Annotated in this window: 12 protein-coding genes; 1 reads left to right on the forward strand and 11 read right to left on the reverse strand. The window is 38.6% G+C overall.

The window, feature by feature from the left end:
* Positions 1-24: 24 nt before the first annotated feature.
* From dndE to dndC, 4 genes are all read right to left on the reverse strand, one after another.
* Positions 25-411, reverse strand: coding sequence for a DNA sulfur modification protein DndE (dndE, locus tag LC608_RS24435; RefSeq protein ID WP_229556038.1), 387 nt, complete (start codon positions 409-411; stop codon positions 25-27).
* A 41-nt stretch (positions 412-452) separates the two neighbouring features.
* Positions 453-2,438, reverse strand: a complete 1,986-nt coding sequence (dndD, locus tag LC608_RS24440; RefSeq protein ID WP_229556039.1) for a DNA sulfur modification protein DndD — start codon at positions 2,436-2,438, stop codon at positions 453-455.
* Between the two features lie 193 nt (positions 2,439-2,631).
* Positions 2,632-3,252 carry a Uma2 family endonuclease gene (locus tag LC608_RS24445; RefSeq protein ID WP_229556040.1) on the reverse strand — a complete coding sequence of 207 codons (621 nt, stop codon included), beginning with the start codon at positions 3,250-3,252 and terminating at the stop codon, positions 2,632-2,634.
* A 75-nt stretch (positions 3,253-3,327) separates the two neighbouring features.
* Positions 3,328-4,977, reverse strand: coding sequence for a DNA phosphorothioation system sulfurtransferase DndC (gene dndC, locus LC608_RS24450; protein WP_229556041.1), 1,650 nt, complete (start codon positions 4,975-4,977; stop codon positions 3,328-3,330).
* 172 nt (positions 4,978-5,149) lie between these two features.
* On the opposite strand from dndC, the gene LC608_RS24455 reads away from it, so the two are divergent.
* Positions 5,150-6,748, forward strand: coding sequence for a DGQHR domain-containing protein (locus tag LC608_RS24455; protein WP_229556042.1), 1,599 nt, complete (start codon positions 5,150-5,152; stop codon positions 6,746-6,748).
* Here LC608_RS24455 and LC608_RS24460 read toward each other — a convergent pair whose 3' ends face one another.
* The 7 genes from LC608_RS24460 to LC608_RS24490 all read right to left on the reverse strand — a co-directional run bounded on the left by LC608_RS24460 (position 6,749) and on the right by LC608_RS24490 (position 13,566).
* Positions 6,749-7,690 carry an HNH endonuclease gene (locus tag LC608_RS24460; RefSeq protein WP_229556043.1) on the reverse strand — a complete coding sequence of 314 codons (942 nt, stop codon included), beginning with the start codon at positions 7,688-7,690 and terminating at the stop codon, positions 6,749-6,751. It lies immediately after the preceding gene.
* Between the two features lie 31 nt (positions 7,691-7,721).
* Positions 7,722-8,192, reverse strand: a complete 471-nt coding sequence (locus LC608_RS24465; RefSeq protein WP_229556044.1) for a DNA phosphorothioation-associated protein 4 — start codon at positions 8,190-8,192, stop codon at positions 7,722-7,724.
* 93 nt (positions 8,193-8,285) lie between these two features.
* Positions 8,286-8,837 carry a Uma2 family endonuclease gene (locus tag LC608_RS24470; RefSeq protein WP_229556045.1) on the reverse strand — a complete coding sequence of 184 codons (552 nt, stop codon included), beginning with the start codon at positions 8,835-8,837 and terminating at the stop codon, positions 8,286-8,288.
* A 93-nt stretch (positions 8,838-8,930) separates the two neighbouring features.
* Positions 8,931-9,500, reverse strand: coding sequence for a Uma2 family endonuclease (locus LC608_RS24475; RefSeq protein WP_229556046.1), 570 nt, complete (start codon positions 9,498-9,500; stop codon positions 8,931-8,933).
* Between the two features lie 11 nt (positions 9,501-9,511).
* The gene (locus tag LC608_RS24480; RefSeq protein ID WP_229556047.1) at positions 9,512-11,584 is read right to left on the reverse strand and encodes an AAA family ATPase; all 2,073 of its coding nucleotides are present in this window, start codon (positions 11,582-11,584) and stop codon (positions 9,512-9,514) included.
* Positions 11,581-11,754 carry a hypothetical protein gene (locus LC608_RS24485; protein ID WP_229556048.1) on the reverse strand — a complete coding sequence of 58 codons (174 nt, stop codon included), beginning with the start codon at positions 11,752-11,754 and terminating at the stop codon, positions 11,581-11,583. Before LC608_RS24485 ends, LC608_RS24480 begins: the two co-directional genes overlap by 4 nt.
* A gap of 330 nt (positions 11,755-12,084) precedes the next feature.
* Positions 12,085-13,566: a DNA phosphorothioation system restriction enzyme gene (locus LC608_RS24490; protein ID WP_229556049.1), complete on the reverse strand. Its 1,482-nt coding sequence runs from the start codon at positions 13,564-13,566 to the stop codon at positions 12,085-12,087.
* Positions 13,567-13,601 lie beyond the last annotated feature (35 nt).

Here is a 13,601-nt window from a genome sequence, read left to right on the forward strand (position 1 = left end):
AGTTAACAGTCAACTAATATCCTTTCAATTTTTAACCGCCAGTTCAATTAAATCTTCAATTTTCTTGATATTTGGATCGCCCGCTAAGTAGCCAATTCCTCGATGTAAATGTAAGCGGAATTGGGTGGCAAGGGTTTCTTTGTCGGTGGGATAACCGTCATTGTGACAGCGTTGCTTGAGGGCGAGGAGGAGTATATCGGACATTTCTCCGCCAAAGACGCGCCAAGTCATTTCGACGTTGCTATCTTGAGGAATTGGGACGGGGGAGGGTGCGGTTGCTTCTGCGAGAGAACGACAAAAAGCCCAACGGCATAGGATATTCCATTGGTCGATTTTGGTGCTGCGCTTAAGTTTGGTAAGTTGGTCTTTGGCTGTTTGGGAGAGACGAATACGTTCTATTGGTGATTCCATAAATTTTAAATTGCGATCGCTCAATTTTTTAAGAATATTTACTACCAAAAATATCCTGGTTGGATAGTTGTTTGGCGGGTAGAGGAGTCGTATTTGAGCAGGTATTCGCGGGCAATCGCTTCATTTTCTCGCAGTGTTTCTACTTCTTTCTTGCCAATCTCAGTATCTGTAGATAACAAAATTACTTGGTGGCTGGCGGCTGGAAAGTAACGTTCAACTAAGTTACTGCGGTGAGAGGAGTCTAGTCTACCTAGTGGCGTATCGATTGCTACGGGTAGGCGGTGTCCAGAGACTTTGGCTAAACCCCAGAGGAATGCGATCGCAAGTAGTTGTTTTTCGCCAGCCGAGAGACGATGTTTAGGAACAGGTTTACCATTTAAATCATAAAGCAAAAGGCTAAAAGTCTTAGTATCAATGGTGATGCGATGTACTAAGTCTGATTTATGGAGAAGATAAAGAAAGCAATTTTTAACTTCTTCCTCTAATTTATTGAGTTTTCGCAGAGTTAATTTTTCACGAAAAATCTTGAGTGTATTTTGAACTTTCGCTGCTGAGGTAATAATATGTTCGCTATTTTTATGTTTAATATTTTCTACAGTGTAATCACTTAATTCTCTTTTTGACTTAGCAATAATAGTTTCTAATTCAACTAAACGGCGGCGGATTGTTTCGTAATTTTCTTTAGCTTCAACGACTTGATTTTGTGCCGATTCTAGTGCTTGACGCAGCTTGGTATAGTCTTCTGGTGCTGCTGCTGTTTGAACTTGCCTTTCTAGAGTATGAATTTCTTCTTCTTTATTTTTAAGAATACTTAATTTCTCTTTCGCAGAAAGTTTAGAATTTTGTAAGTGATATATAAGATTATCTAGTTGACTTAAAGTTTCATCATCGGCTAATAACCAAGGTGCTTCCGTCTGGAGAGCCTTTGCATATAAACTATCTACATCTTGGATTAAAAATGATTGGATTTTTTCAACTTGTATCGGAGAAATTTCTACTTGATTTAGCCAACCGAGTAAACGCTGATCTCGTTCAAGTAACAAATCCTTAGAAATTTGTACCTGTTGATGGCGAAATTCCTTTTCTCCCTGTGCTTGCGCCTGAGTAAGCAAATTGGGAATTAATGCCAGAGGTAAAACATCAGCCGCTAATTCACACATTGACTGACGTACTTGTTCAATTTCCGCAGTTTTTGTATTTTGCTGTAGTTCTAGTTGATTGCGTTCTGCTGCAATCTTCCCACCTTCAGAGATGAATTTATCAAAGGCTTCTTGCTGCTTTTGTTCTAATTCTTCTACCTGATTTTTGAGAATTTCTACTTTCTCTTCTGTGGTTTGATAATCTTCTTGCTGTTGGGTTAACCTAGTTTCAATTTCTTCTAGGTTTGCTAAATCCTTAGTATTACCAACTTCTTTAAGTTTACGGTTAACTAAAATATCTAAATCAACTGCTAAACGATCTGCCAACTCTAAACCTAAAAGTCCACGAATTGCATCTACTACAACTGGTGGTGGTGTTTCCTGTTCTGCAAGTTCTTTAACTTGTTCACCATCAAAGAGAAATAAGTTAGAAATCCCTAATGGCAGGAGATTTTCAATATATTCATCCCAGATATTAACTAAAGCATCAGGCCAGGTATCACTGTCGCCTAAAATACCTAATGTATCCTTACCGTCTTTAGGATTTTTTGTCCAACTACGCACAACACGGTATTTTATTGGCTTATCGTTTTCAATATGTTCAAAAAGTAATTCAATACGAGTGTCTGCAACTGGATCTATTTTGTTGTTAACGCATTGATTGAGAAAATCACTATAACTTAAATTACCACGGGTAGAACATTGGGCACGAGCGCCATAAAGCGCGAGACGAATGGCATCCATAAGGGTAGTTTTTCCGCCGCCATTCATCCCACCTAATAGGATAATTGGACGCGAATTTTCTTCATCAGTTTTTGGGTTAAGATTGATTACCTGTTTGCCACTGTAAGGGCCAAAGTTTTGTAATAGGAGTTCAAGAAATATCATTGATTTTTAAGATTAACATGAGTTAGACAGCGATCGCAGAAGCAGAAAGTTTGTGATGAAAGGAATCAGATAAAATTAATTAGATGGTTTTGTCTGACGCATTGATAAAAAATATTGTCTATGAAATATAGATAATACCATCACTAACTGTTAAGAAATGCGATTGTATCTGTCTCGGTGTTGGTAAGTGTGGCTAGATTTGCACACCTCCAGCTTGAAAAATCTGTTCGGCGGTTAAATTCAATTCTGGGAAAGTAGGCGAGACAATATGGGTATCGCCTTTAAATTGAGTAACTTGGTATTCACCATCAATTAATTGATAAATGGATATAGTAGGCAGCTTGGGATTGCCAATAAACTTCCTAGCACCTATAGCCGCATAATCTATAATCCAATATTCGGGAATACCTATAGCTTCATAATCAGCTAATTTTTTGTAGTAATCATCTCGCCAATTAGTACTAACAACTTCAATAACTAAGGGAATAGATGTAGCTTGAGATACAGTTGATTCTTTTTTCCATAAAGGCTCATTCACTAAATTTGGTCGATTGATTATTAAGATGTCTGGTGAATAAGCTGATTCACCTTCAAATGGCTTGACTAATACAGTTTTTGGAATGAAGTAAGGAAGTTTTTGTCGCCCAATTTCGATAGATATATTTAGCGCCAAAAAACCAACAACATCCTCATGATCTCCCACTGGTTGTGCCATTTCAACAATCACGCCATCATGTAATTCGTATCTCCCACCCTCAGGCCGCCAAGCTGCAAAATCTTCAAAAGTTACTAATTTGTGTATGGCTTGAATCATAGAACCTCGCTTGTTTTAAGATAACCCAACTTTGTCAAGCGTTCTTTAAGTAGTTTGGTTGACTCCCGTCTTCTATTATTCTGAGTTTTCCTTTTTAAATTTCATACTTGCCCAAGTTACCTGTTCATCACTTTCGCTTTCATCGACTTCATTGATTGCTGCAACATCGCCCAAAGTCATCTGCTTGACTTTTGCAACATCACCTTGACTAACTGCTTCACTTAATTCGCGTTTCAAACGAGCATTTTTAATCGCGTCTTCTGGAGAACGGGAACTCGTATTAAAACATTTTTCTAGGGTTTCGTATATCCCCACGCGACGAGTCTTTTTGCGATACTGGCGTTCTGTGTCTAACAATTTCGCCATGAGTTCCAAGTGCATTGCGTCACCTTCACAGATTTCTTCTAATACTATCCATTCATCACGACCTAGTAGGTTATAGTCTGCACCAGGACGGGGGTCTTGAAATTCTTCGCCTGTCACTTCTTGATAAATCCGGGGTAAGCTATCATCAAATTCGTGTTTTTCTTCTAGCCAAATGCGGCGGATTTCACTCATTTCTTCGAGAGTAATTAATGTGATATCACGCATATTTTCTGGCGCTGTATGACGGGTTTTTGTTTGCGCTTCTAATAATCGTCTGAGCCAATGTTCCCGCCAATATTTAGTATAGGGACCGTGAATTGGTTCAATAGAAGTTTCACCATCGATATGACGCTCAAAAAGTTGGACTTCTCCCCAGATGCGACGGAAGTCTCTTTTATCGCGGTCATCTCTATTATCTAATTCATTACGGATATCTAATAGAGGCTGCATCCATTCTTTTTCTTCATCATTTTGAATCATTGCCTCCATTGATTTATCTTTACTAACAATTGTGCAAACCCAGCAGCCAAATCGAGAATCACCACAGCTAGCAGTCGAAGTATCAACAACTAGTGGACATTCATTATCTGCTGTGGCACCTCGATACATAGTGAATAAGTCTTTGTTGCTATATTCCCAAGGGTTTTGCCACTGATTTAGGTAAATCCAAACTTCATCGGTACGCCAATCTTCAATAGGGCTATAAATTAAGGAATTAGGCAAGCTTGCACTATGGTAAAGCAGAGATGTCGGTGAACTTGAATCAGAAATAAGACGATCTTTTAGGCTACCTGCTTGATGTTTTTCCATTGAAATAGCACGTTTGATACTTTCAGCCTTGCGCGTACCTAAAACAAGAATAACTTCCCCATTTACTCTAACCACATCACGGATAAAGTGGTTAGAAGGATGAATTTTCAGACGGTCTGTACACCAACGAAATTTTCCTCGTGGCGTTGGATAACCTTTACCAATCAAGCTTACCCAAAATGTCTCTTTGATTTCTGGGTGTAATAAATGTGGCTCAATGGGCATTTTCTGTTCTTGAGCAGCAACCTTCATCCTTTCTAAGGATTTGCGTACCCAAACAGAGACTACAGGGTTTTCTACTAGTGTGTCAGTTGTAATAACATGAATAGTCTTTTTTCGCTTTTCAACTGGTAGTGCTGCGATCGCATTCCAGATAAGCTGTAAGGTAGCAGTACTATCTTTGCCGCCCGAATAGCCCACCACCCAAGGTATCTCATCTAAACAATACAATTCTTGAATTTCAGTGGTGAGACCTTGGATATAGTCCACTAACTCTGCTACAGTACGTGTTTGCTGAATTTTATTTTCTGGTTGTTGTGCTGTAGTCATTTTTCCTTCTCTCTGGAAACACTGTCGTAATATCTGGGCGAATAGAATTCGCGGCTACACATACAAAACCCACCTCCGTGGGTTTAAGAAAAGTTTTTAAAAACTTTGCTGATAATATCGAAATTTTTGGATAATTAAACGACATAATCCTATTCTGTTTTTAAAATTTAACATGAAAGATAGTGCATCTGACCCAACGGCTGACATCGCTAGAGAATACCTGGAACGTGAGAACAAAGAAAAACAGGTACTAGCTTTACTCCTGGAGAAGTTTTTAGGCAGAAAAGATCAGATTCTCGTTCAAAAAACCGAGATGGGTGGTACTGAGGCTTATGTTAGTTCTGTTACCTTGGAATGGTTTGCAGGTCGGGTTCATTTCGCCTCTGGCTTACCTCTGTTTCAAAAAAAGTACAATCCAGAGACTGATAATGTCGAGATTAACGCGGATAGTATTGATGAAATTCAACAGCGTCCCCTTGATTGGTCACGTCAAGCACCGCTAGTACAGTATTTGGCGGCTCGACAAAATCACAAGTTTCCGCCAGTGCTGGTAGTAATTAATCAACCGTGGGTGGATAATCCTAAAGCTGCTGAGTGGGATAGCGAAGGACGCGCCACTAAGTCTACTACTGATTTCATCCCCCTAGATAAAGACGCTAAAGTGGGTCTGCTAAATATTTCTGAGGATGATGTAACTATTTATGCACTGGATGGTCAACACCGATTAATGGGTGTACAGGGGTTGATGGAGTTAATTAAAACTCGCAAACTCCAGCGCTATAAAAAAGATAAAGGTGCTGATGACAGTTTTATTACAGTAAATGATTTGATAGAAAAGTACCAAGTAGACCTTGCTTACTTGCAAAATTTACCCAAGGAGAAAATTGGTATTGAGTTCATCTGTGCGGTAGCGGCTGGGGAAACTCGCACCCAGGCGAGGCGGAGGGTAAGATCGATTTTTGTTCATGTCAACCTGATGGCTGCACCCTTGACTAAAGGGCAACTAACACAGTTGAATGAAGATGATGGTTTTGCGATTGTTGCTAGAAAAATTGCAGTTACACATCCACTATTAGAACAACGACAAGAGCGCAATCCTCGTGTTAATTGGAATAGTGCAACAGTCGCTTCGAATTCTACAGTTTTGACAACTTTGCAAGCTCTACAAGATATGTCTGAGCGATATTTGGCTCAAAAGTTCCCTCACTGGAAACCTTTGGAGAAAGGTCTAATTCCCATGCGTCCAGAGGATGAAGAACTTGAGCAGGGAATTGAGGAATTTAAAAAGCTATTTGATTCTTTGGCTAGTCTTTCTAGTTATAAAATTTTAGAACACGAGGATACACCAGCTTTACGGCGCTTCAGCTTTGAGAAGGATGGAGGTGAAGGAAATATGCTTTTCCGTCCAGTTGCTCAAGTTGCATTAGCGCAAGCTTTGGGAATTTTGGTTTTTAAAAAAGGTTTTTCCCTGGCAGATATTTTTAAGAAACTGCGGAAGTTTGACCAGCAAGGCGGCTTTAGTGGTATGGAATATCCCCAATCTCTTTGGTATGGGATTTTGTATGACCCAAATAAAAAGCGGGTGCAGGTTGCTGGACGAGATTTAGCGGCGAAGTTATTGGTTTATATTCTGGGTGGAATTCAGGAACAGATGGAACGTGCTGAACTTCGTAAGGCTTTGGCTGATGCTAGAACTGTTGAAGATAAAACAATAGGTTTTGATGGCAAGTTTGTTGAACCGAAAGCGGTAGGACTTCCACCTATCCTGTAATTATGCTTGAAATATATTTTGGCGATGCCATTGCAGCGCTTCCAGTTCTGGAAAGTGTTGCTCTGTATTTGGTAGAAGTATTGTTTCACCATCAAAATCTTTCATAGGTTTAGCATGGGGAGATACTTCTTCCAAATCATTGCTAACTATAATTTTGTATTGCTCATTTACAGCAAACCAACCCCTATCAAATGCCCAATGATGATTTTTGCAAAGTGCTATTCCATTATGAATTTTATTATCATAAAACTGTGAAAATGGCTTGATGTGTGCGCCATCCACAATATTTTGATTTACTTTGTTAGTTACTTTCAGTCCACAAAATGCACATCTGTAATTATAAACGTGTACAATTGCTTTCCTAAAGAAAGCATTTCTAATAACTGCTCGTTTCAAGCTCCACCTTGGATTAGGCTCTAAATTTCCTGTTTCAATTATTTTTTCTATATCTACTGCGTCATCTTGAAAAGTTTGATTTATTTGTAAAATAGACTCTATATCATTTTCATTATCAGAAAAGAAAGCTGCCACAAGTGCATCAATTAGTTCTTTTCTGCAAAATTCATCTTGCAAAAAGTTAAATAATTCACCGTCTAGATATGCGTATTCAACAGCATCTTTTAGTTTGTTAATTGTTTTTGGTTGTAACCCATTAAATTCAGGCTTAAATTTCAAGTACCAAAAGCCTTCATTTTGCAGATGCAAGAAAGGATAGTGTAAACCACCTTTGTAAGACGGAGAACCGATTACATTCCAATACCTCTCAAATGTTTGAATTAACTCGTCTGAAACTGGAATCTCATTAGTAGTAATGATACCTCGCGCAATCAAATCAATTACAGATAAAAGTAATATTGGTTTATATTGAGCATTACCACGCTTCCGGCTATTACTTACATTTAATTCAGCAAGCCGTTGACAATAATATGTTATATTTTTCATATTTAATAACTTAATTAAGCAAGCGAAAAAATCATTTTAAGAATTTACTGAGGTCAAATTCTTTTTCTAGCTGTTCTTTTGTTCCTCTTTCAGAAATAAGAACTAATAAAAGTCGCTCTGAGTAGTCAACAGAACCACGCAACTCGTTTTGTAAAATTTCAAGTCCTGCATTAGCATACTCTTCAAATATTTGAGTACGTTTATCTTCATCTTGTTCTTCTCTAGATGAGAGTATGTTGATATCTTGAGTTTCATTTACTCCTAATAATTTAATGATTAGGTCATATCCCAATGAAGCAAAATTTTCTTGGGGAATTGGAGATGGTTCTCTTTTTGTAGTTTCCCCCAAAGGAACACGTTTTTTATTTTTAACGCCTAATGCTGCTGCAAACACCATTACTTCTACATAAGTTTGAAAAGGCCCAGTTGTGTCTTTTGATGCGACTAGAGATTTCACTAACTCAGCCTTATCTTTAGCAACCCTGATTCTGTTTGCAGCCATTGTTTTAATATCTACATTGTTGCTATTTTAACCGAAAGTTAGAAGTGATAGTAATTATTAGCACATTATTTTATACTAGTATGTGGGCGATCGCTAAACAAACAAATTATCCACTAACATAGTCCATCCCGGTACTGCCGGTTCAGCTTCAGCCACCTCACTACGGCGATACACGTGCGGTTCTTCAGGATTACTAGCACGATATACTCTAATAACTTCCTCTTTGAGTACATCTACATCCCAAACTACCAAAGTACCAGCCGCAAAATAATCACGGCGTTTACTAGCCATATCTTTCTCAGCCTTATCACCATAATCATTTTCACTTCTCACCTCAGCAGCAAATATAGGCGCACCATTAAGAAACTTCCCACCTGTAGGTTTGCCAGTATAAAAAGCAGCATCAGGACTTAAAGAACGGCGATTAGGGAGATTGACAATAAAACCGACATTATCAGGCAAAGCGTAACCACTTTTTGTCAAACGTTCATAATCCCGTAGACTTACATAAATTTCACCAGCTGCACGTCCTGGTAAAAATCCAGTTGGAGACATCAGCACCAATTTTCCATTGACAATCTCTGCTTTACAATTGTCAGGTAAGCCGTACAAACCTTCAATAGTTGCCTCAGTTTTAATACTCATAAGATATCTTCTAATTAGTTAGGGATAATCCCAATTTCACATCTTCTCTTGCCTCTGCTTCCTCCGCGTCTCTGCGGTTCTTTTATCTAAAACTTATATTGAAAATTGGACATCCTCATAAACCAAAGAAATAGGAAATTTAAAATCAACGCTAGTTAAATGAACTTCATCTCCCTCTTCATAAGGATGTAACTCCCAAATCCCTTTGTCATTGATACGAAAGCAATCCAAACTGATTTTTTCAGCATCAATGAGGACATATTCTTGTAAAGTCTGAATACGCCGATACTGAATAAATTTACGACCTCTATCGTAAGCTTCTGTACTAGGGGAAAGAACCTCGACAATTAAACAAGGATACTGAATAAATTTAATCGCTTGTCTATCTCTTGGATGACAACTTACCACAACATCCGGGTAGTGAAAAGACCCTTTCTCTGATACACCTACTTTTGCATCTGCTATATTGACACGACACGCACCCCCTCGAAGGTGGCTTTTTAATGCTGAAGCCAAATTGAAAGCTATATCATTATGAGGAATAGTACCCCCAGTCATGGCGAAGACTTCACCATTGATATATTCGTATTTAATATCTTGGTGTTCTTCCCATTCCAGGTATTCCTGGGGAGTCATATACTTTCCGTCTGGACTTGCAACCATAACTTTCTCCTCTAAATATTACGTTCAACTGCGATAATTTCAGTATATTCATACTCGTTTGGACTTTGTTTCACCAAAGGATATCTTTCCCCACCCAACTCAATATAATCTTGTTCGCAATCCGGCTTAGATGAATAATACGTAAGCACATATTCTCTACCGATTCTCTCTGTCATCTCTGCTTCAACTTCACCCCGCCACTGAGTCTTCGTAACTAAAACTATCAACTGATTCGCTAATTGGGGAATTGTTTTCGCAATGTGTCGCCGCGAATTCTCATCCAAACTGCCGAAGGGTGAATCCATCACAATTGGGAAAGTGCTACTATCGGGAATCATCATCATTTTCCGCTTCTCACTCCATTCCCTTACTTTGTCAATGATGCTGGCAATAAAAGATAAACTGAGAATTTGATTCTCACCAGTGGATGCTGCAACTGGTGCTTCTATACCTGTAGTATTTTCTACTAATGTCAGTTCATATTTTTCACTAATTTTAGGAATATATGGAGTCACAGAAATCTCCATAAATATCTCTTGTACTCGCTTTTCTAGTTGCAGGCGAAATTGTTGCTCTTGACGATTTCTAACTTCCGTTAACCGTTCAATTGCATCTTGAGTGGCGTTAATTCGTCGCTGTGCTAACGTTTGCTTGTCTTCATTCAGCTTTTGCTTTGCAATTTGTTTATTTAAACCTTCAATCTCAGTTGTGAGTTGAGCAATTTGCTGCTGATTTGCACCCTGTTCTCGATTCAATTCATCAATTTTACTTTCAATTTCATCTAAGCGTTTTTGTAAACTGCTAATTTCTTCATTAGCATCTTTTCGCAAACGTTCTTGAATATTGTCTAAGTCGCCTTCAATTTGAGATATGCTTTGCCTTAACTGATTAATTCTGGCTTGTTCTCTATCAACTTCTTCCCAAAAACCTATAGCTTGCTTATCAATCTCATCTACTTGAGCTATCATCCGAATTGCAGTTTCTTCTACTGCCGAGGAACCTGCTTTATTTAACCAAGTACTTACATGAGTATGAGAATGATTTCCCTGGTGTAATTCTGCACCACAAATACAGCGTTGAGAATTGAGTAAATCATTCACAAATTCCCGGGAAATTCCTGATGTTAACTCGCCGCGCTGCTTCAAATCATTGATAATTCCTCGAAATTGGGATGTAGTTTCTGAGAGTAAAACGGTATAACCCCGTGCGGAAATAACTTTTTTCAGCGCTTCCTTCGTTTTTTTATATTCTTCTTGATTCGCCGTCTTCTGCAATTCTAAATCCTGCCATCTTTCTTGCAATTCCTTAGCAGCACTCAATTCTCGCAAACGGTTACTTGTCTCTTTTTTAAAAGTTTGTTGATATTCTAACTCTTCTTTAATTTCAGTTTGCCGCTTGGTAATGCGTTCTCGCTCTCGTTCTAACTTTTCTTGCTGTCGTAATAGTTGTTTAGTTTCAGAGTCACCAATCGCTTTTAATTCATTTTCTAGAGTTTTTTTAGCATCTCCCAGATGTCTGATGGAACGGTTGATTACTTCTACACCCAAGAAAATTTTTGTAGCTTCGGCAATTTCAGCTTTTTTATCAGAACGGACTATTTCTTCAATTCGTTCGCCGTCAAAGAAAAAATATTGATGTAAAGTAGCGGGTAAAATTTGATTAATTATATCGTCCGGTTGCTGAGTTGGTATATTCCATTTGCCATCATCCGCACCAACCCACATGGTTAATTGAGTTTTGCCAGCGTCAAAATCACCTTCATTTTTATAACCCCGACAGGCGCGTTTAACTCGATAGCGTTTACCTTCATGTTCCCAGCCAATCTCTACCCAACATTCTACAGCTTGACCTTTTTGAGCTTCTGCGATCGCACGCTTATTTACTAGCTGTTCTATTGATGCAAACGCTGCACTAAATTTATCATATAATACCCACGTAAATGCATTTAGTAAACTCGTTTTACCAGAGCCATTATTACCATGAATAATCGTCGTGTTCTGAACATCTCCACCAGCCAGAAGCATCTCTGGTGTCGTACCATAAAAGGAGCGAAAGTTGCATAGCTTGATTGAAGTCAGCTTCATCGCACCTCTTCCTTGATAATGTCCAAAATATTATCATTTATATGGCTGTTAATCTTTTTATCTAGCCTGCCTTTTTCCAGCTTCCATACCCGCTCAATAATTCGCCGTACCTCCGGCGGAGCGCTGTTTATTGGCTCTTGCACATCATCGATATTCGCACCTTGTGACATCTTCGGTTTGGAAATATAGATTTTCTATATTTTAACTTTCTCTAGTGCTGTACTTACCACCGTAAAGCCACTGTTCTCGTTATCTTTAATTTTGTAAAAACTATTTTTTTAAATTTATACTTTTCTTTGAAAAAAGACTTTATTATTGAATTCTCTTCTGTTATTATTATTAATATTAGCAATCTAGATTATAATGGGATGTAAATGAAATTTTTAAAAGCACTTACATCCCATCATGATCTAATTCATATTTTTATTATTTCATACTTAATGCTTGTTTTTTCAAAACTCGAAAAATTTTACAAAATAATACAACTATATAGTTCATCATCAAATATCTAATAAACCATATCGCTTTTGTAAATCAAGTAACTTCATTCTTGCTTCTCCAGCGTTATCAGCTAAATCAGCAAATTCCACAAAGCGCCGTAATTCCTTTTTCAACAAATTGCGCTCAACTTCTATAGTTTCTCTATCTAAATCTGGTGGCAAAACAATCATGTCAAATATTGTTGCGCGTTCCTTAGCAGGATGAGGGCGTAAAACTCGCCCCCGTCGCTGGATAAATTGGCGGGGATTACCAGAACTTGATAGAATCACCGCAGTTTGAATTGCCGGAATATCGACACCTTCATCTAAACAACGAATTGCGACTAAACCTTGCAACTCGCCACTTTCAAATTGATGGCGCAAAATTTCTCGTTCTTGTAAAGTTGTTTGAGCTGTATAAGTGCTTACCTTGTACCCCAAATCCACTCCCAGAATTTTAGCAACAGCTTTGAGTTGGCGTAGAGATGAACGTTGTCCCGCATCTTGAGAACCATCACTGCAATAAAAAAGAGTATGAGTAGTTTCGCGGCGAGTTGCCATTAAATCCCGTAAAGCATTTAATTTATTTTCCGCCGCACCAATTAATCTTGCTCTTTGCATCAACAACGGCTTTAAATCTTCATTGTCTTCAAAGCTTCCTGTGTCGCCATTTTGTCGATCTCGATAAAGTAGCGATCGCCCAATTCTTTTGGTTAACTTTAAATAAGCAATACTTTCTGCTTCAGTTAACTCCACTAACACAGGATAATACAGATAATGTACTAAAGCACCTTGAGCGATCGCATCCCTCAAAGTAAACTCTGGTTGGAGAACTGGGCCAAAATAATCAAATAGAGATTGCGTACCAAAATCATCAAAATACCTCTCCGGCGTGGCAGATAAAGCCAGTCTTAACCCAACACTACGCGGTAAACTTTCTTCTAACTTGGGTGCGCCTAAATTATGCGCCTCATCCCCAATAATTAAAGTTTTGGCAGGAAAATATTTGAGTTGAGACTGAAATCCATCTCCAATTAAAGTGGAGTTCGTAGTAATCACCGTGACAAACCGTTGAGAACCAGAACGCAGATTATAAATTTGGGTAGAAAGTTGACTTTGCCAAGTGCGTAAATTCTCAAAAGCTAAAATGGGTTGCAAATTAAATTTTTCGCATTCTCGCGCCCATTGGGTAACGAGATGACGATAGGGACAAACTACCAACAGAACTTGTAAATTAATCTGTTGGTACAATTCACAGGCGATCGCTAGTGCAGTAATCGTTTTACCACTACCAGTAGCCATTTTCAGCGTCCCTCTGCCATTGTTGGTAAACCAGCTAGCGATCGCTTGTCGCTGATATTGCCGCAATTGCAGAGACACAGGTATTCTTGGGCATCCTGGTAATGGTTGCGGAGTGTAATAACTGCCCTTACTTTCCCTTGCAAACGGTAATTTCAATCGGAAAGTGGGCAGTTGCTGCACTGAATTTTTCGTCAGGTACATAAAATGTTAAGCACAAAGATGGTAACGAACCCTAA

This window comes from Nostoc sp. XA010, from assembly GCF_020829625.1.
GTDB lineage: Bacteria > Cyanobacteriota > Cyanobacteriia > Cyanobacteriales > Nostocaceae > Nostoc.